This is a genomic window from Pararhizobium sp. A13 (assembly GCF_040126305.1).
Taxonomy (GTDB): Bacteria; Pseudomonadota; Alphaproteobacteria; order Rhizobiales; family Rhizobiaceae; genus Pararhizobium.
Genome location: NZ_CP149510.1, coordinates 1,207,634 through 1,226,590 on the forward strand (window position 1 = coordinate 1,207,634; position 18,957 = coordinate 1,226,590).

General features: G+C 59.2%; 17 protein-coding genes and 1 tRNA gene. 2 read left to right on the forward strand and 16 right to left on the reverse strand.

Annotated features, from left to right (window positions below):
* Window positions 1-320 precede the first annotated feature (320 nt).
* Window positions 321-740 carry an iron response transcriptional regulator IrrA gene (irrA, locus tag WI754_RS05760; protein ID WP_349436736.1) on the forward strand — a complete coding sequence of 140 codons (420 nt, stop codon included), beginning with the start codon at window positions 321-323 and terminating at the stop codon, window positions 738-740.
* 9 nt (window positions 741-749) lie between these two features.
* On the opposite strand, the gene WI754_RS05765 is transcribed toward irrA, so the two are convergent.
* The 3 genes from WI754_RS05765 to WI754_RS05775 all read right to left on the reverse strand — a co-directional run bounded on the left by WI754_RS05765 (window position 750) and on the right by WI754_RS05775 (window position 3,603).
* Entirely contained in the window at window positions 750-1,385 is a 636-nt protein-coding gene (locus WI754_RS05765) for a trimeric intracellular cation channel family protein (protein ID WP_349436737.1), read from the reverse strand.
* A 61-nt stretch (window positions 1,386-1,446) separates the two neighbouring features.
* Entirely contained in the window at window positions 1,447-2,235 is a 789-nt protein-coding gene (locus WI754_RS05770) for a YdcF family protein (RefSeq protein WP_349436738.1), read from the reverse strand.
* A gap of 177 nt (window positions 2,236-2,412) precedes the next feature.
* Complete coding sequence (locus WI754_RS05775) at window positions 2,413-3,603, reverse strand: TMEM43 family protein (RefSeq protein ID WP_349436739.1); 1,191 nt, start codon at window positions 3,601-3,603, stop codon at window positions 2,413-2,415.
* 251 nt (window positions 3,604-3,854) lie between these two features.
* Here WI754_RS05775 and WI754_RS05780 point away from each other — a divergent pair, with 251 nt between their 5' ends.
* The gene (locus WI754_RS05780) at window positions 3,855-5,012 is read left to right on the forward strand and encodes a fumarylacetoacetate hydrolase family protein (RefSeq protein WP_349436740.1); all 1,158 of its coding nucleotides are present in this window, start codon (window positions 3,855-3,857) and stop codon (window positions 5,010-5,012) included.
* A gap of 72 nt (window positions 5,013-5,084) precedes the next feature.
* Here the strand turns inward: WI754_RS05780 and WI754_RS05785 are convergent, their stop codons facing one another.
* The 13 genes from WI754_RS05785 to WI754_RS05845 all read right to left on the reverse strand — a co-directional run bounded on the left by WI754_RS05785 (window position 5,085) and on the right by WI754_RS05845 (window position 18,667).
* On the reverse strand, window positions 5,085-5,780 hold the full coding sequence (locus tag WI754_RS05785) for a hypothetical protein (RefSeq protein ID WP_349436741.1): 696 nt from the start codon (window positions 5,778-5,780) through the stop codon (window positions 5,085-5,087).
* 258 nt (window positions 5,781-6,038) lie between these two features.
* A complete protein-coding gene (locus WI754_RS05790) occupies window positions 6,039-6,599 on the reverse strand; it encodes a transglutaminase-like cysteine peptidase (RefSeq protein ID WP_349436742.1) in 561 nt (186 codons plus the stop codon).
* 288 nt (window positions 6,600-6,887) lie between these two features.
* The gene (locus WI754_RS05795; RefSeq protein ID WP_349436743.1) at window positions 6,888-9,038 is read right to left on the reverse strand and encodes a Wzz/FepE/Etk N-terminal domain-containing protein; all 2,151 of its coding nucleotides are present in this window, start codon (window positions 9,036-9,038) and stop codon (window positions 6,888-6,890) included.
* A gap of 138 nt (window positions 9,039-9,176) precedes the next feature.
* The gene (locus WI754_RS05800) at window positions 9,177-9,953 is read right to left on the reverse strand and encodes a metallophosphoesterase family protein (protein ID WP_349436744.1); all 777 of its coding nucleotides are present in this window, start codon (window positions 9,951-9,953) and stop codon (window positions 9,177-9,179) included.
* The gene (locus tag WI754_RS05805; protein WP_349436745.1) at window positions 9,950-11,359 is read right to left on the reverse strand and encodes an O-antigen ligase family protein; all 1,410 of its coding nucleotides are present in this window, start codon (window positions 11,357-11,359) and stop codon (window positions 9,950-9,952) included. The genes WI754_RS05800 and WI754_RS05805 overlap by 4 nt, the downstream gene beginning before the upstream one ends.
* A 105-nt stretch (window positions 11,360-11,464) precedes the next feature.
* Window positions 11,465-12,130 carry a hypothetical protein gene (locus tag WI754_RS05810; RefSeq protein WP_349436746.1) on the reverse strand — a complete coding sequence of 222 codons (666 nt, stop codon included), beginning with the start codon at window positions 12,128-12,130 and terminating at the stop codon, window positions 11,465-11,467.
* A 431-nt stretch (window positions 12,131-12,561) separates the two neighbouring features.
* The gene (locus tag WI754_RS05815) at window positions 12,562-12,816 is read right to left on the reverse strand and encodes a hypothetical protein (RefSeq protein ID WP_349436747.1); all 255 of its coding nucleotides are present in this window, start codon (window positions 12,814-12,816) and stop codon (window positions 12,562-12,564) included.
* A gap of 457 nt (window positions 12,817-13,273) precedes the next feature.
* Window positions 13,274-14,278, reverse strand: a complete 1,005-nt coding sequence (locus tag WI754_RS05820) for an NAD-dependent epimerase (protein WP_349436748.1) — start codon at window positions 14,276-14,278, stop codon at window positions 13,274-13,276.
* A gap of 36 nt (window positions 14,279-14,314) precedes the next feature.
* Entirely contained in the window at window positions 14,315-15,622 is a 1,308-nt protein-coding gene (locus WI754_RS05825; protein WP_349436749.1) for a UDP-glucose/GDP-mannose dehydrogenase family protein, read from the reverse strand.
* An 86-nt stretch (window positions 15,623-15,708) separates the two neighbouring features.
* A complete protein-coding gene (locus tag WI754_RS05830) occupies window positions 15,709-16,137 on the reverse strand; it encodes an OsmC family protein (protein ID WP_349436750.1) in 429 nt (142 codons plus the stop codon).
* A 224-nt stretch (window positions 16,138-16,361) separates the two neighbouring features.
* A complete protein-coding gene (locus WI754_RS05835) occupies window positions 16,362-17,618 on the reverse strand; it encodes a GSCFA domain-containing protein (protein WP_349436751.1) in 1,257 nt (418 codons plus the stop codon).
* Window positions 17,619-17,997: 379 nt separating this feature from the next.
* Window positions 17,998-18,073: transfer RNA gene (locus WI754_RS05840), tRNA-Ala, on the reverse strand.
* Between the two features lie 204 nt (window positions 18,074-18,277).
* Window positions 18,278-18,667: a TIGR02300 family protein gene (locus WI754_RS05845; RefSeq protein WP_349436752.1), complete on the reverse strand. Its 390-nt coding sequence runs from the start codon at window positions 18,665-18,667 to the stop codon at window positions 18,278-18,280.
* Window positions 18,668-18,957 lie beyond the last annotated feature (290 nt).

The following is an 18,957-nucleotide window of genomic DNA, read 5'->3' on the forward strand; positions in this document are numbered from 1 at the left end:
GAATTGTCGTTTCCCCGCCACATCCGTTTTTCGTTAACTTGATTTAGAGCAAGATAGGCGCAATTTGAAGCGTCGGCATGACGGATCCAAGTCGCGTTGCGCATTCCTGCCTCGTCAAGCACAAGGTCTATTTCCGCCGTCGCATACATGATGGGGACTGCAACAGCCAGAGATAATTGGCCTTTGCCCCAAGATTCAGGCTGTTTTTCATGGCTTGGCCGCCTTGGGACCCCTGCTTACTATTGAAAGCACACGCAGCAAAAGTTATATCGGCACAGGTAACCTGTTGTGCAATAGCTTGAAAGTCTGGATCCGTCCGTATGACGACTGCCATCGAGATCCGTTCGGAAGAACGCCTCCGCCGTTCCGGCCTTAGGCCGACGCGTCAGCGCATGGCGCTTGCAGACCTGATCTTTGCCAAGGGCGACCGTCATCTGACGGTGGAAGAATTGCATGAGGAAGCCGTGGCCGCCGGTGTGCCGGTATCGCTTGCAACGGTTTACAATACACTGCACCAGTTCACCGAAGCCGGCATGATCCGCGTTCTCGCGGTCGAGAGCGCCAAGACCTATTTCGACACCAACGTGTCCGACCACCATCACTTCTTTGTCGAGGGCCACAACGAGGTGCTCGACATTCCAGTCAGCAGCATCACCATCGACAACCTGCCCGAGCCGCCCGAAGGCATGGAAATCGCCCATGTCGACGTGGTAATTCGCCTTCGCCGCAAGCGCGGCTGAGCTTCCTCCTTACATGACATCGTCAGGATGACGGCCGGGCCGAGGATCGCCGGTCGGCAATGTCCATCCGTATTTGAGGGCGCCGCCGCGCACGGCAAAAGCCGTCATGACGCCAAGGCTTGAAGCGACGAGCAGCGATGCGCCGAAATAGGTTGCGGTGGTAAAGACGCCGGAGCCGGCAAGCGCGGCCGTCACATAGATCTCCGGGCGCAGCAGCACCGATGGTTCGCCCGCGAGCAGATCGCGCAGGATGCCGCCGAAGGTCGCCGTCAGCATGCCGGTGACAAGTGCCACGATCGGCGAGCCGGTCGCCGATAGTCCCTTGGCGGCCCCCATGACGCAATAGGCCGAAAGCCCGATGGCATCCAGCCAGACCAGGAATTTATAGCGCGACTCCATCATATGGGCGGAGAAAAACACCAGGAGACCGGCGCAGCCGCAGACCACCAGGTAGACCGGGTTGGTGACCCAGAAGACGGGCGTCGCGCCGAGAATGACATCGCGCAACGTGCCGCCGCCAATGCCGGTCACGGAGGCGAGGAAGACGTAGCCGATGATGTCGAGCTGCTTGCGCGAGGCGGAAAGCGCCCCGGTCGCCGCGAAAACCGCGACCCCGGCATAGTCGAGAATTTCCAGGATCGGCATGTTTCCCCCCGCCAGAAAACCGAGAAGGACCACAATGGGGATGCTGCGTCAACGGCATGCATTATTGCGGGAAAAGCACATGCGTTCTGCCGCTGATGTAGTAGGCGATCAGTCCGGTCCATTCGCGCATCGCAGTCGTCGTGAGTTGCGCATTCAGCGACGGCTGGCTGAAATCCGGGCCGAGCGAAAGCTGCCCGCTAGTGCGATAGTCTACCGGCCAGGGCGTGACCGGAATGCCGAGCTTGCGAAACAGACCGACCGACCGCGGCATGTGGAAAGCCGAGGTGATCAGGGCGCAATCCGACAGTCCGTTCTTCTCGAGCAGTTCCTTGGTGTTGTCGGCATTCTCGAACGTGGTTCGTGACTGGGTCTCTCGGATGATCCGCTCCGGCCCAATGCCGAAGGTGGAAAAGAACGCTATGGAGGTCTCTGCGTCACCATCATATTTGCCGCTGAACGAACCGTCGCCGCCCGAGACCAGGATTTTCGCACCCGGATAGGCCTGCGCCAGCCTCAGCCCCTCGACGAAGCGATCGGCCGCCTGATTGAATTCCATGCCGCGGCGCCCAGAGATCACTTCGTTCTCGAAGGCGCCACCAAGGATGATGATGCAAGAGAGATTGGCTGGCAGGTTTGCAGGCCGGGCAATGCGGTTCTCCAGCACCTGCAGCATCACCGCCCCGCAACTGGTGAACAGCGTCAAAAACAGCAGGGTCGCGGCGAGCCCCGAGAAAAAGCCGCGCAACCGCCGAAACCCAGCTCCGCCGAAGACATAACTCAGGATAAGAAGCAGGAAGATCAGCGACAGCGGCTGGGCCAACAGCCAGAAGACTTTCGAGACGAGAAACATCCAGTGCCTGCGATCCGATACATTCACGTTGAAGAAGAAAGGGCTAAAATGGACGCTAGGCAGAATGGCGTTTAAACGCAAATGTTCAGATTTGTAGCGCGGCCGGCCTCACCACAAAACCATATTGCGTAACGCGACGTCGGAGACTGCGCGCCCGGTCCGGGCGCGCAGTCCGTGTCAGGTCCGGCCGAAAGTGGCCGTTGGCGTCGTTGGAGCAGCGACTGCCTTGTTGCGTCGGAGATAAATCAGCGCCGCTGCCAACAGGATGCCGATGGCGACGACGATGATCGCCAGCACCGGCCGATAGGCGATCCAGGCGATGGCGATGACCAGCGGCCCGAGGATCAGCGTCAGGATACCGGCGATGATCGACGTCCCGAAACCGACGATCGAGCCGACGAAAGGAATGACGTCGGCGATGATGCCGAGGATCGACAGCATGACGATGAAGCCGACGAACATGCCGAGCAGACCGCCGAAGCGGATGAGCCAGGTGATCAGCGTGTTTTCGCTCTGGGCCGCCTCGAACATTTCGGCGGCGCCGACCTTGCCGGCAGCGCTCAGGAACAATTCGCGCCCATTGGAGGCCTTGTATCCGGCGATGGTCGTGCCCTTCTGCGCGCCGACGAAGCTCGCCTCGGAAATGTCCTCGCGGCTGAAGCTGATGCGCAGGTCGCCGATCGCCGGGCTCTGGCGACTTTGCGAGACATAGATCGTCGTACCATCCGCCTTGACCGGCTTGTCGGAACCGAGGGCCGAGGTCACCTGGCCGACGACATCGGGCGAGAGCTTGACCGGGCTGTCCGTGCCGAGATCGGCAACCGCCCTGCCATCGACCGTGAAGGCGCCGAGCGTCGCGGTGGCCACCGTGAAGCGCTCACCCTCGATCGACATGTCGGGGTTCTGATGCTGATCGGCCTGTTTGAAATCGGAGGAATCGACCCGGCGCGAGCGCCATTCCTTCTTGTAGGTGTAGGTCGTGACGGTTTCCTCGCCGCCGCCAAGCGTCTTCTGGGTCTCGCTCTTGCTGTCCTCCACCCATTGGTACATCTCGACCTTGCGGTTGAGGCCAACTGCACCCTCTGCCACGACGCCGAGCGCCGGATCCTCGGGCGTGCCATCGGGCTTCACCGGTCCGGAAATATGCACGAGCTTGCCTTCATTGGCCGGATCGGCCGTGCCGCTGTCGACCGAGACGACGATGCCGGCACCCTCCGCAAGCGCGCGATAGGTCTGCACCGAGCGGCCTTCGTTCCAGGACAGCAGCCAGATCATCCCGAGCACCAGCAGCGGGCCGAGGACGAGGCCGATCAGCCCGTTCTTCAGCCGTGAAAACCAGGAGGTGGTCGTCGTTTCCGTAAAGCTCATTTCCCTCATTCCCTCTCGTGTCCATCTGTGCAACGGCTGGCTAGGCACGCTTATTCACTGTCTCCGGTGCTATCAGAAAATCAGTAAAATTAAATAATCGCTCCCCAGTCACGCGAACATTCTTTTGGTCGTTCCGCCATGATGCCGCAGCATTCTTTCCGGGGCAGCAGCATTGTTTTTCTGTTTCGCACCTTGCCCGCGATCCGGCGGCCGTTATCTTGCCGCAGCAGGCTTTCAGCGGGGAGGGTAGCATGGCGCCGATAAACGATAGTTTTGAAACGGGAACATTCGTCGGGCGTCTGTGGCGGCCGGATGTCGCCGGCCCGTCCCTGGTGGTGCTGCGCGGCGGCGATCTCTACGATATCACCTCGAAGGACGTGCTGACGATGCGCGACCTGCTCGAGCGCGATGATCCGGTTGCATTCCTCCTGCAGCAGGAAGGCGAGCATCTCGTGTCGTTGGAAGCCGTCATGGGCAACTCGGTGGAGGCTGCCGGCGATCTCTCGACCATGCACCTTCTGGCACCCTGCGACCTGCAGGCGGTCAAGGCTTGCGGCGTCACCTTCGCCCGGTCGATGCTTGAACGCGTCATCGAGGAAAAGGCTGCTGGAAACCCGGCACTGGCGGAAAAGATGCGCGAGCGCGTGACCGCCATCATCGGCGACAGCCTGCGCGACCTGAAGGCCGGCTCGCCGGAAGCGGCGAAGGTGAAGGCGGCGCTGATCGAAGAGGGCGTCTGGTCGCAATATCTCGAAGTCGGCATCGGTCCAGATGCCGAGGTCTTTTCCAAGGCGCAGGTTCTGGCCTCCGTCGGCTGGGGAGCATCCGTCGGTCTGCATCCGATTTCGAAATGGAACAATCCGGAGCCGGAGATCGTGCTTGCCGTCGATAGCCAGGGCCGCGTCAAGGGCGCCACCCTCGGCAATGATATCAATCTGCGCGATGTCGAAGGCCGCTCGGCGCTGCTGCTCGGCAAGGCCAAGGACAACAATGCGTCCTCCGCCATCGGTCCGTTCATCCGCCTGTTCGACGCCACCTATTCGATCGACGACGTGCGCAATGCCGATCTGTCGCTGACGATCAGCGGCCCGGACGGGTTTGTGCTGAAAGGATCAAGCACGATGCGGGAAATCAGCCGCGATCCGCTCGACCTGGTCTCCCAGACGATCGGCCGTCACCATCAGTATCCGGATGGTTTCATGCTGTTCATGGGCACGCTGTTTGCGCCTGTCGAAGACCGCGACGCGCCGGGGCAGGGCTTCACCCATAAGCTCGGAGATGTCGTCACGATCGCCAATGCCCATCTCGGCTCGCTCACCAATACCGTGCGCCTGTCGACGGAATGCCCGCCTTGGACATTCGGCCCGTCGGCGTTGATGCGCAATCTTGCAGCGAGGGGTCTTATCTAGCGAGTCTCATCCGAGACCCTGCGAGCGGCGCCCATACGCGGAGCGTGATGGGCGCCGCTGCTGTTTGACAGATTACTCGGCAGAATCGTCTCCGCCGCCGTCGTCGTCGGCGGCGCCGTCGTCACTGTCACCGGCATCATCGCCGTCGCCATCGTCCGATGCGTCATCGGAAGCATCATCCGCGTCAGCGGCGGCATCATCGGCGTCGCCGTCATCGGCATCGTCATTGGCGTCCGCCTCGGCATCACCCGCGGCATCCTCCTCCGTGCCGTCGTCAAGGTCGGCCTCCGCCGTCTCCTCGACCTCCTCGTAGGTGACCTCTTCGCTTTCCTCGTAGCTGACCTCGGTATACTCCTCGGTGACGGATATTTCTTCGACCGTCAGTTGGTAGGACGCCTCGTAGACGGTCTCTTCGACCACATATCCGTATTCATAGGTCAGATCGACGAAGTGATTGCCGCCGGTGCCCCGGGCCTTGGCAGTAGCGCCCGGTGCGAGGACAAGAACGTTCAAGCCGACGATTTCGGCGCTGTAGCCGTCGATCGCGAGGATGGCCGTGGTGCCGTCCTGGGTAACCTTGACGAAATACACTTGCCCTTTGCGATGGACGCCATCGATCTTGAAGCCCTTTTTCTCCAGCGTCGTGGTAAGGAAGTGAGCGGAGCGCATTTTATGGCCGGCCGCATAAGCGGTCCCGACGCCGGGGAGGGCTGCGGCGGAAAGGTGCAGAAGGACCGCTGCGACACACAGCGAAGCTTTAAGTTTCATAGTGAATCCTGTCACGACTAGCGCCGGAAGGTTGCGACGGCGCTGAAAGAAAGTTTGGGCAACCGACGTCAGTATCTGCGCAAAAACTAAATTTACAGGAAAACACAGCCGGCAAATCGCGCGATGACACGACCAATTTTGGGGGCATCGCTATTTGACCGCTTGTGTCCGGAGAAGAGGACGGTACGCGATAGCAGTTCGGTCGAATGCGAAACGGGGAGAGCAAACGCCTTCCCCGTCCCTTGGTGGCCTCTCCGCTCAGTTCGTCGACCAGCGGGTCGGATCGGCCGATGCGACGCTGAGGAAGCGGTAGCCGGTCTGGTTACGCTTGACGATCGTCTTGCGCAGGTTGTCGAGGGCGAATTCACCGGCGGATGTCTTGACCAGCAGGACCGCGTGGCCCTCGCCGCGCGGCGTGCGCACGACGGCAACCCGCAGCGCGCTGGAGGGAACGCCGGCGCGGATGAGATGGCTGCGCTTGGTCATGACATAGTCGTCGCAGTCGCCGAAGGTCGGGTTGAGCGACCAGACGTCGCGGCGCTCGTGCAGCGGGCGGATGCTGCGGTTGACCGAGCGGTTGACCGAGGCAAGCAGGCCGCGGATTTTCGACGTATAGGCGACCTGTGACTTCGAGCTCTTGGTGCACTCCTCGATATGATCGAGGCAATAGAGCGAAAATGCGATCGGCGCCACCGAGGTCTGGCGGTGAACTTTCACCGCGCCGCGCGTCGAACCGAGATTAATGGCGTAGGCCGAAGACATGCTGGTGGCGCCAAGAGCTGCGATGGTCGCCAGTGCGATGATTGCTTTCTTGAACATGATTCGTGTCCCTGTTGTCCGTAGCCTTCTGTCCAAGGCTTTTTTGTTGGGCCGAATTCATTTCGGATCGGTGGAGGGCGCATCATGCCGCGAAGCGGAGCACATCCGTTTCGTCCACCTGTATCATCACGATACATGGGACGTTTTTCGGCGCGCTTAAGTGGAAGCATACAATTTTACGGATTTTGATTTTTTGCGCGGCACTGCCTTCGCTGTAAGGCGTTGCCTATCTCCGGACATAAAAAAGGGGACGCAAAGCGCCCCCTTTGCTCCGGATTTTGCCCGTGCCTATTCGGTGTAATACCCGGAGTAGCTGTAGTTGCCCGACATCTTGGCGCGATCCTGCTGGTTGAGCAGGGTGACGATACCGGCGTCCGGGTTCTTGTTCTCCTTGAGTGCGGCGACGGCTCGCTTGGCACTCGACTGCGGCGTGCTTGCCCATTTGATGACGAAGACGATCATATCGGCATGACGGGCGAGATAGAGGCCGTCCACGACCGGTTCGACCGGCGGCGTGTCGAGAATGACGTAGTCGAAATGCTTGCGGGCACTGGCAAGGATCCGGCCCATCTTCTCGCTCATCACCAGTTCGTCCGTGGCGATGTCGCTGCGCCGTCCGCCGAGCAGCACCGTCAGGTTGGAGAGCGGATCGCGCATGATCAGCGAGGTCAGCGTCGCCGTACTGCGATCCTGGCGCAGATAGTCGATGAAATCGTGGTTCGGTTCGAGATTGAGATGCTTGTTGACGCTCGGTTTGCGCAGGTCGCAATCGATCAGCAGTGTCCGCTTGCCGGTCAGTGCATAGGCCCGGGCGAGAGACAGCGCCATGGTCGATTTTCCTTCCGACGGCAGCGCGGAGGAAACCATGATGATCGCACCCTCGTCGCTATTCTGCCGCTTCGGCGCCGAATGTTTCCGCTCCTGCTGGTCGAGTGTCAGCCGAAGCCGCCGGACGCTTTCGGCGAAAAGTGAGAGCGGTGCCGTCACCATCAGATCGGCCAGGCTGGAGGTCGGGTTTGCGAGCTTGTGATGCTCGTCGCCGGTCGCCTGGCGCGGGGCGATGGCCGAGAGCGGCACTTTCAGGACCGCTTCGATCTGATTTTCGCTGACGAAACCACCGATGAAATATTCGCGCAGAATTGCAAGGCCGAGGCCGAGACCGATGGAAACAATCAGCGACAGTCCCAGGATCACCTTGCTGTTGGGGAACGACGGCAGGGTCGGCGTCAGCGCGGCCGAAACCACGCGGCTGTCCGGCAGCTGCAGCGAAGCTTGCGCATCAAGCTCCTGCAGTCGGGACAAAAGGGTCTGGTACTGATTGCGGGCGATCTCGGAGGATTGCTGCAGGCTGTAGATTTCGGTCAACACTTCCGGCGGCAGGTTGCTCTGCAGAACCGTGCTGCGAATCTTCTGGCGAACTTCGTTTGCTTGTTGCTGGTAGTCATTGACCGTCTGCTGCAGGTTGTTGACTTCCTGGGACGCCGCGCTTGCCAGCGATTTGTCGACCTTGGCAAGTTCGTCACGCAGGCTGATCGCCTCGGCGCTGTTATCGCCAGTCGAGGCGATCCGCGTTGCGAGGTTTTCGCGCTGCTTCTGCAACTCATTGAGCGCGTCCGATCCAAGCTGCGTCACCAATGTCGAGAAATCCTGCGCTTGCAGCGATTTCTGCAGCGATTCGATCCGGCCGAGCTCGGCCGCCCGGTCCTGGTTGACTTTCTCAAGCTCGGCGCGAAGCGTGGTCAACCCCGAGGAATTGGCCTGCTTCTCCAGCCGGTCGATATTGCCGGTAATATAGGTATCGAAGTTCTTTTCGTTTTCGACGATTGCCGCGTTGGCAGCCTCCGCCTGCTTCTGGATCGTATCGCGTTTGGTGAGCGTCGCAGACACCTTCGCGTTGATCTGTTCCCTGATGTAGGTTTCGCTCATCGAATTGGCGAGCTTCGCCGCCTTTGCCGGATCCTTTGAAACGACGCCGACCGTGATCAGGTAGGTCAGGCCGTTGCGGCTCACGGTTATGGCTGATTTGAAGGCGCCGAGGACGCGCGACAGGGCCGCCTCGCCGGTGGGTGCCGGCGGCAGCGGGATGCGCAGCCAGCTCAGAATCCTGTCTTTCAGCGAAACCTCGATGCCGAATTCGCTGTCGGAGACGAGGTTGTTTTCGCTCACCACATTGAGCAGAATACGATCGGATTTGAGAATGCCGACCTCGCTTTCGACGCGAGAGTTGTCGGCACTCGGATTGGAGAGAATATTGTCGGAATCAAGAAGGTTTTTTGTGCTTGTATCGACAAGAACAAGGGATGTTGCGGTATATTTTGGCGTAAGTGAGTAGGTGAATATAATTGTCAGGATAAGTATAGCGGCAATTGTTGATAAAATCAGCCAAAGCTGGCGGCGTATCAATCCAAGAATGCCTTTGAGGTCAATTTCTGCATCCATTTGCACACAACCATTATCTGCACAGCTATCGCTGTTATTGTAAAAACTGTAAAAAGCGTCTTTTAAATTGCTGCGATGCAGCATTACTACAGTTCTATCAGATTACAGGCAGGCGACAATTGCGAAATTCAAACATCATTAACTGCACTGAATGATCTCTGGAACACTGCGGCGAGAAAGTCGCACTGCCGACAATATCCCGCTCATATAGGCGCCGGTATCGACATTGATCCGCGCCGGACCCACTTCGACTTTGGCGACTGGCGTGTGGCCGTGGATTGCGATGACGCCATTTGTAGCTACGGCTTTCGCGTTCGCTGGAGGACGTAGCCACAACAGGTCCGCATCCTGCTGCTCGGCGAGGGCCACACCATCCCGAAGGCCGGCGTGGACAAAACAAAATCCCGGTATGCTCAGCATGGATGGTAGGGATTCGAGAAAGGCGACGTGCTCGTCCGGAATGCGGGATTGCAGCAGGTTCTTCAGGGCCTGGCGATTGGCCGGCAGCTTGTGGAGGCCGTAGGAATAGAGCGTCTCCAGTCCCCCGAAGTCCAGCCAGCGATGGTCGGAAGATGGATTGCGCAGGAAATCAAGCATCACCTCCTCATGATTGCCAGCAAGGCAGAAGCGCTTGACCTCTGCACGAGGCTTGGTTGTTAGCCGGTCGAGCACGGATGCCGATTTTGGTCCGCGGTCCACGTAGTCGCCGAGCATGATCAACCATTTGGTACCCGCGCGTTTGCGACTGTCCTCGAAGATCAAATCCTCCAGCCTGCCAAGAAGATCGTCACAGCCGTGCACATCGCCGACGGCATAGATGTGATCCGGGCCGCCCTCGAAGAGAAGCTTCTGTCTTTGCACGGTCGCTGGTGTGTCCACGCTCCCGCGCAGAAAATCGAGGATGCCGCGCATCATGACCGGTCCCTCTCGCCAGCGTTCATGAGCTCGACTTGCCGCGCCCACGCGGTGGCGACAATGGCGACGAACGCGAACGTCACGGCTTCGATCTCGAGGCTGAAATCGACCAGCGAATGCACGGCGGCGATCAGTATGACGCAAAGACCGCAGCGTATCAGCATATCCTGACCCGGCGTCTTCACATAGGCCGCACCCAGCTGAAACACAATGATCCCAACGATCAGCAGCGGCAGGCTGCCGAAAATCAGGCCGTATTCGGCCCAGAGCGCCAGATAGGTGGAGTGCGCCTTGTCCCAGACGAGATCGACGCTGACCGGCGCCTGATGGAAGAGTGGATAGGCATATTCGAAGCTGTTGCCACCGAACCCGAGCAGAGGGCGGGTTTCGATCATCTGCAGAACCTGCTGGTATAACTGCATTCGAACCTCGGATGAAGCTTCGAGGCTGCCCAGGCGCTCCAGAAATATCGCGCCGTAGCCAAACATGCCGAGACCGACAATCACGGGGATGGCAAGGAGCAGGATCCAGATGCCGGCCCTGTTGGTACCGGCGGTCTTCTTGGCAAGCGCCAGAACGACCGAGGCAATCATGCCGCAGCAGGCGGCAAACAGACCCATGCGTGAGTTTGTGGCGACAAGCGTGATGACCAGGACCAGCCAGCCGAGACCGATGGTAACGACGCCGCCCTTGCCGAGATAGGTTCCCAAAATCGAGTTGTCGCCTTTTCCCGCGGGCTTCTCGGTCATCCGCTCCATCATCAGGTTGATGCCAAGCACGCTGCCGAAGGCAAGGAAGGTGGCAAACGAGTTGCGATTGATGAAGCCGCCCATCGCCGAGCCGAAATATTTCCACTTCGGAATGCCAAGGATCGTGTCACCGAACTGCACGAGGAACAGCAGCCCGACGACGGCGTGGATCACGATGGCCCAGTAGATGAGATTGATGAAGGCGCGGGCGCGCTGCGGGTTGCTGGTGATTTGCAGCACCAGGAAGAAAAGGAGTCCATAGGTCGCCCAGCGCGCGAACGCGAGGATCGTATCGTGTGGCGCCAGGCTGATCGTATGGACGGCGATGATGGCGCTCGGATCGGCAATGCTGGTCGCCGCAGGAGACAAAGCGCCAAGCGGAAGCACCTGGACGATCATATAGGCGCCGAGAAGGGCGAAAAGACAGAACAGTACCGGCAGATTACGCGGCGCGATCCTGAACCGGGCGTTGGACAGCGCCATGCGGCCAAAGAGAACGGCGCCGCACAGCGAGATCAGCATGGACCATAGCAGCCAGAAGGAGGGTTTGGTGCTTCCGAACGCGAAGGGCGAAAGGAACAGAACCAGAAGAATGGGCCACATCAGCTGGTTGTTCAGCCGGAAGCGGTCCGAATGGTAGCGCGCCGTCTTCTTCATGGTCTCAGGCCTGCCATTGTTGTGCCGGTACGGACGCTGCGCGGAGACCCGGTGCCGGTATTCCAATCAGGCCTTGGCATGGATGTCGCAAAACAGGAGCCCGGATCATCCCTTGCCCATCGATTTCTTGACGTTTCTCAGAAAGACGATCTGCCGATCCTGCGGCATCGTTTCGACGATGGCCGCGATCCGCGCCCGGAAATCCGGATTGGAGACATAGCGTTCCGCAATGAGCTTGACACCCCTCTCGCTGCTCACAAGCAGCTTCAGGTCAGCGGCTTCCGATTTGACGCCTTCGGCACTGAGTTGTGGAAAATAGGTCTCCGCTAGATTGACGCGAAAACGGGCGATCCATTGTTCGTTGGGGCCAGTCAATTGCGATTGCCTGAGCGCGGCGTTGAAGTCGTCCCTGGCGAGCAGGCGAACCGATGCGGCAGCGCGCACCAGCCAGGCGAAGGAGTCCGTCGGTGTTGTCGTAACGATTCCAGCGGCGCGATTGGCGCATTTCGACACCACATCGCGCGCCGCTTCGTCGATCATGTCGATATCACTGTAGGCCAGCACGATGCGGAAACAGTCCTTCATGACCAGTGTCTTCGAATAGGATGAAAGACCGAAGTCAAAGTCTTCGCCAGCGTAGCCGTCTGGGGTCAGCGCCTGCTCGATGGGTTTGGCCATAAACGGCGCCAGTTCACCCCACAGGCCATAGCCGCTCGCCACCGAAATCAGCAGGCAAAATGCCATCGCGATCCATTTTCTCTGCTTTACCATGGTGCGCCGTCCCTAGCGGGATCTCTCCGGCCTGGATGCTTTTCGAATGGTCGAACCCGGACGCTATTGAAAAATTTCATTCCTGCCGCTCAGATTGTGTTTGGGGGCGAAAACCGAAGCCGAACGTCGCGAAAGCAATCATGAACGCGCAAACGGATCAAAGGTTCGAGCATCTGGGTTTACCGTACCAGCAGGGGTTTGGGCGAGGCTTACGTCTTCACTTTTATGACAATGGTTACATTAGTGTTCCTATATTGCGGAACCCTGTCGTATCAAGCGTAAGTTAAAACAATCACAATTGTGCCACTACGGGAAAATGGCTCGCCACCCCGCACGATCTCGGCGACCCGTTCGGACCGCAGAAAAACAGCATAAAAAAAGCGCCCCGCAAGGCGCCTTTTCAAAATCAGCAGCCAAATCGATTCGTCAGCTCAGCTGGCCGGATCGTCGCTGAAACCCGGATCGGACAGAGCCGCCGTCGCTTCGCCAGGAGTGCCGGCCTGAAGGGCGGACACGACCTGCTCAACGAAGGGAACTGCGGCCGCTGCTGCCGGGCTCAATCCTGCCTGAGCCGACGCTGCGATGTCGCCAAGAGCTGCAGAGAGCTCAGGATTTGCAATGGCGAGAGTACCGATCGCCTTGACAAGCGCAAGAAGGAGCCTGTCCTTTGCCGGACCAGTCGGCATCGCGCTGATTTCGTCAGCGATGCTCTGCGCCTGGGCAGCACAATCGCTCGAGCAGGTCGCGAGGCCCGAAACTGTGCCGGCGGACGGCGCGGCCTGTGCATATGCGAAAGAAACGGAAGCGCAAAGCGCAAGAGTCGTGATCAGCAAAGACCGTTTAAACATAACTGAACCCCTTTAAATGGATTGGACTTGGGAAACCCGCTCCGAAAATTAAATATACGCTAACCAGATTAGGCGTTTCTTATGGCCGCTGTTATGATCGCTGTCAAGCCGGAATCCGGATAATGAAGGGGTGTGGCTGGCAAAGGCGCCTTCGAAAGCTAGCAAAGTATGCAACGCAGCAACAGTATATGTGCACTGCGATGTCTTCCGAGGCTTTCCACACCGGATTCCAATACTTCCGGCCGCGTCGAACCGTTTTGATGATTCGGCTGAAAGTGGATCGAGCGTAGTATTCTCAGTCGCTGACCATCTCCGCGCGATACCAGTCGACGAAGCGTTTCACGCCTTCCTCCACCGATATGGACGGCGTGAAGCCCGTCAACGCATTCAGAAGGTCCGGGGCGGCAAAGGTCCGCGGCACGTCACCCTGCTGCATCGGCAGCATCGTGCGGATCGCCGGCCGGCCAACCGCAGCCTCGACCGTCTCGACGAAGCGCATCAGTTCCACCGGCTGCCCGCCGCCTATATTGACGACACGGAATGGCGCGTGACGCGACAAGGTATCGATGTCGTGGATGCGATTTTCTTCCGCCGGCGCGACGCCCATCAACCTGACGATGCCTTCGACCAGGTCGTCGATATAGGTGAAATCACGGCTCATGCGGCCTTCGCCGTAGATCTCGATCGGCCGACCGCCAAGGATGCAATCGACGAATTTGAACAGCGCCATGTCCGGGCGCCCCCAGGGTCCGTAGACGGTGAAGAAACGGAAAGCGGTGGTCGGCACGCCGTAGAGATGAGCATAGCTATGCGCCATCAGCTCGGCCGATTTCTTCGTGGCGGCATAGAGCGTCATCGGCTCGTCGGCCCGGTCGGTCTCTGCGAAGGGGATTTTCTCGTTGGCGCCGTAGATCGACGAGGTGGAGGCAAGCAGCAGGTGCTTGGGCCGCACCGCTTTCGCCAGTTCAAGGATGTTCCAGGAGCCGATCAGGTTGGAATCGACATAGGCCTTGGGGTTTTCCAGGCTGTAGCGGACGCCGGCTTGGGCTGCGAGGTGAACGATGACGTCCGGCTCGCCGATCTCCGCGGCTGCCTCCAGCGCGCTCACGTCCTCCAGCATGCCGATCACCGGCCGGAAGCCGTTCGAGCGGGACAGGATGGCGTGGCGCCGCTCCTTCAGCCGGACATCATAATAGGGCGTCATGCCGTCGAAGCCGGTGACGAAATGGCCGTCATCGAGCAGCCGCTTGGCCACGTGGAACCCGATGAAACCTGCCGTTCCTGTGATCAGATAGCGCATACCGGCTCCTTGCTGCAGTCGATTGAGATGCCGCCCCTATTCCGGCCGGCCGACACTCGTATAGCTGAAACCGTGCTTGGTGACTTCATCGCGGTGATAGATGTTTCTGAGATCAACGAGCACGGGGTTTTTCATCGACGATTTCAGCCGGTCGAGGTTGAGCGCGCGGAACTCGTTCCACTCCGTGACGATGACGAGCGCATCGGCGCCTTCCGCCGCCTTGTAGGGGCTGTCGGCATAGGCGATGCCGTCGATGACGTTTCGCGCATTCTCCATGCCTTCCGGGTCATAGCCGGTGACGATGGCGCCACCGTCGGTCAGCGCCTGGATGATGGCGATCGCCGGGCTGTCGCGCATGTCGTCGGTGTTGGGCTTGAAGGTGAGGCCGAGCACGGCGATCTTCTTGCCGCGCACGTCGCCGCCGGCCGCGGCAATGACCTTGCGGCCCATGGCGCGCTTGCGGTTGTCGTTGACGGCGACGGTGGTTTCGATCAGCCGCACCGGGCTGTCGTGATCCTGCGCCGTCTTGACCAGCGCCAGTGTGTCCTTCGGGAAGCAGGAGCCGCCATAGCCGGGGCCTGCATGCAGGAATTTCGCGCCGATGCGGCCGTCAAGGCCGATGCCGCGGGCGACCTCCTGGACATTGGCGCCGACCTTTTCGCAAAGGTCTGCCATCTCGTTGATGAAGGTGATCTTCATGGCGAGGAAGGCATTGCCGGCATATTTGATCAGTTCGGAGGTGCGCCGCGTGGTGAAGAGCAGCGGCGCCTGGTTGAGATAGAGCGGCCGATAGACCTCGGTCATGACGTCGCGGGCGCGCTCGTCGTTGAGGCCGATGACAATCCGGTCGGGTCGCTTGAAGTCGTCGATCGCCGCACCCTCGCGCAAAAATTCCGGGTTGGAGACGACCGCGATGTCGGCGTCCGGATTGGTTTCGCGCATGATCCGCTCGACCTCGTCGCCGGTGCCGACCGGAACGGTCGACTTGGTGACGATGAGGGTGAAGCCGGTCACATAGGTGGCGATCTCGCGGGCGGCATCGTAGACATAGGAAAGGTCGGCATGGCCGTCGCCGCGCCGCGAGGGCGTGCCGACCGCAATGAAGATCACGTCGCTCTGCGAAACGCTTGTTGCCAGATCGGTGCTGAAGCGCAGACGCCCGTCCTTGACATTGTCGGCGACCAGCTGTTCCAGGCCCGGCTCGAAGATCGGAATGCGTCCGGCCACGAGGGCGTCGATCTTGCTCGCGTCCTTGTCGATGCAGACGACCTCATGGCCGAAATCGGCGAAACAAACGCCAGAGACAAGCCCGACATAACCGGCGCCGATCATCGTGATTTTCATCATATACTCCAGAATTGCTCGGGCGCATCCATAGTCAAACACGCGCGGCTTGCCAATGGGCGACTGCTCAACAGCGAAACGGACGGCTAGCCGGAGACAGTGGCAAAGAAATCGGGATTGCCGCGGATGGTGTTGCTGACTGTGCAGATTTCGTCTTCCGCCGCCCGCGCAATGGCATTGCGAGTCTCGTCGTCGATGTCGCCCTTGATCGTAAAGACGATGTTGAAAGTCTGAACCCGTGAAAGTCCTTCCGTCGCCTTCTCGCCGGTCACTTCTGCGCTGATTTCCGTCACCCTGTCGAGCACACCCCTCTGGCTCGCGGCGATGCGGGCGCTCATGGTCAGGCAGGCGGATAGAGACGCGTAAAGCAGGTCGAGCGGATTGAAGCCGGGCTGCGATGGGCCGGTGACGACGCTGACTTCGCCCCCGGTCGCTGACGTTATATGCGGAAATCCAGTCCGGCCCAGAACGGCGGTTGCACCCGTCGGTCGGGATCGTGTCTTCAACTCCGTCATGTCCTGCCCTTTCCCGCGTGCCATAGACAGTCCCTTCAGATGAGACTTTCTGTCGTAGGAAACAATGTTCGCGACACGCCGCAACGCCGAAATCGGCAATAATAGCCTACGTTTTAATAGAAATTTCTGTCCAGAACCCGCTAGCGGCGAGGCGAAGCTCCGCCGAACGAAATCTTCAATCAGGCCCTGAGTTCACATTCCGCGCAGGACTGGAACTGGCAGCTTCAGAAGGATGCGAAAGCAAAAGCCGCCCAACTGATGGCGCTGTCGAGCGCGGCAATACCAACCACCAACTGGACCGCGCGTATCCCCACTGTCTTCAGGTTCTTCTTCCGCCCGTTCTCGTTTGCACTGGCTTTCTCGAGTTTCTTCAGGCGCGCCCGCTCCGCGACGATTTGCTCCCGCTCCAGCCGACGGGCTTCAAGACGGGCGTTGATCTTTGCTTCCTTCTTGATGGCCCTGTGCTCAGCGTAAGCGATCACATCGCGATTGCGCATGGTCTCACCCTTGCGCAGGTCCATCTCCCAGGCATGATTATAGGCATTCATCATTTCGATCTCCGCAATGCCGGGAGAACAGTAGTAATGCTCGAACATCTTCATGTTGAACGCCAGCACGTCGGCACGGACATGGCGGCGGTCGTCACCCCACTGGTTGCGATAGATCCGGGTGACAGCCTCATAGCTCGGGAAGTAGAACAGCTTTTGCTCGTCTTGATGCGTCGTCAGGAACTCGTCCAACGCGCTGCGCAATGTCGCCTTCGAAACGGCGTCGGCGGTCATGCAAGAGACCGCACGGAAGGTCGCCGTCAGCGGAATGGGGGAGACGGAGAAGAGGACCTTGGCATTCGGACGGAAACGCTGGATCAAGCCATAGATCGACCGCAGGTTTGCCAGTGTCTCGGCATGGCTGGCAGTCCTGAATTTATGGCGATGAGGGTCGTAGGCGTCCGCGGGCACGGCCCTCCAAAAGACTTCCCCCGTCGGCTCATCGTACCACAGCTCGGACAGGCCAAGCGTTATGATGAACAGTTCAGCCTGATCGAACAGTTCTTTCGTTTCCAGACGAATGCTCTCGTCGTAAGCGTAATCCTCCCCTTTCTTTCCCTGCCAGACGTCAACCGTGGGATGCTTGTTCAGCCAAGCCCACTCGAACTGCTGGAGAATCGCGAAGGTGTTGACCATGCCGTCACCCATCTTCGTGACATAGGCCTTGTTGTCCCGTTTGTTCAGGACGTTATAGCCACGGTCGTGGAGATAGGTGCTGATGTTCGTTGCGAAGCAAGAGCCGAAGGCAACGATGGGTGTCGCTTGGGTGACGAACCTCTCGGACGGCTTCCAGCCCTTCATGACGTACTCATCGACGGCATTCGGCGTGTTCAGGGAGGTGTCCGTGGGATGAAAATTGGTGTTTGTTCCCCGGTAGAAGCTGCGTGATGTGCGGCGCGTTTCGCCATCTTGCTCGAAAGCAAACGTCGACATCAATACTCTCCCCGACTGTATCTAAGGTGCGCTGCAACCAATACCCGATGCGACATGTTTTTGTCCATGCCTACATGCAGGTACAATGGAGAAACATTGCGACAAATTTCGTTGGGATATCGACGCAGAAGAAATGTCGCACCCGCACGGCAATCGTCCAGTTTTCACGTTTCCAATGTCTTCGAGGGGATGAGAGAGTACATCGCCTGGGTCGGGAACGATATTCAGAATATGACGATCCGAGTGTTCGAGATGCCCATCTCTTCCGGTAACGGTCGGGCGAGGATCCTCACCGCAGCGACTTTCCGGGTGCTCGCCGGCCAGGCGGCGACCGGTAAATGTATGATAAGGCGTGGAAATCTTACAAGTCGAGGGGGAATGGTGGAGCTAAGCGGGATCGAACCGCTGACCTCTTGCATGCCATGCAAGCGCTCTCCCAGCTGAGCTATAGCCCCATTTTTGGGTCCGGCGATGCCGGTTCCGGGAAGTCCGTCCGAACTGTTCGTCCGGTCGGGTGGCGGCTTCATACTTCTGCTTTTTGCAGATGGCAAGCCGAAAAACACAAGCGGGCAAGTTTTTATCGGATGAGCCCGGAACTTGCGTCCGCGTGGCCGGTTGAAAACCCCGCGCGGACGCCATTTGCGTGAATTATGAGAGGTTTAGACCTCGTCGTCGTCGTCCGAAACGCCGATCAGATCGGAAAGGCCGTCTTCGTCTTCGTCGTCTTCCTCGAGGAAGGTATCGTCGTCGTCACCTTCGATTTCGACATCGTCGTCGCCCAGATCCGGAAGATCGTCGCCGCCGGCTGCTTCGCCGTCGGCATCCTCGAGCGAAACCAGCTCGACTTCCGTGTTTTCGGCGTCGACTTCCTGGATCTCGTCCTCCTCGGCAGCCTTTTCCAGCACCTTGGCGACGGAGGTCTCTTCGAAGAAGGACAACGGGTAGGATTTGCCGGTGTAGGGAGAAACGATCGGATCCTTGTTCAGGTCGTAGAACTTACGGCCCGTTTCCGGATCGATGCGTTTTGTTCCAAGTTCCGCTTTTGCCACAGTCAAAGCCTCTTGAATGGCCGGGGTTACCGGCATTTGCCGGAATACCGGCGTTGAACGTGAAATGAATTAGCCGGTCCCCATAATCGTCTTGGCCTGATCTGTCAAAGCCTAACTTATCCGGATGTTCCGGCCGCCGAATCGCTAGCTCATGACTTTCCATGAAGGACAGGCATGAAGGAAGGGCAAGTGCGATGTCGGCCGGCTTTTTCGAGCGGTCATGGAACGCGGGCGGAAGACGTGCGCTCTCGGTTGGCAATCCTCTCGATTTTCCGCTAACAAGCCGCCAC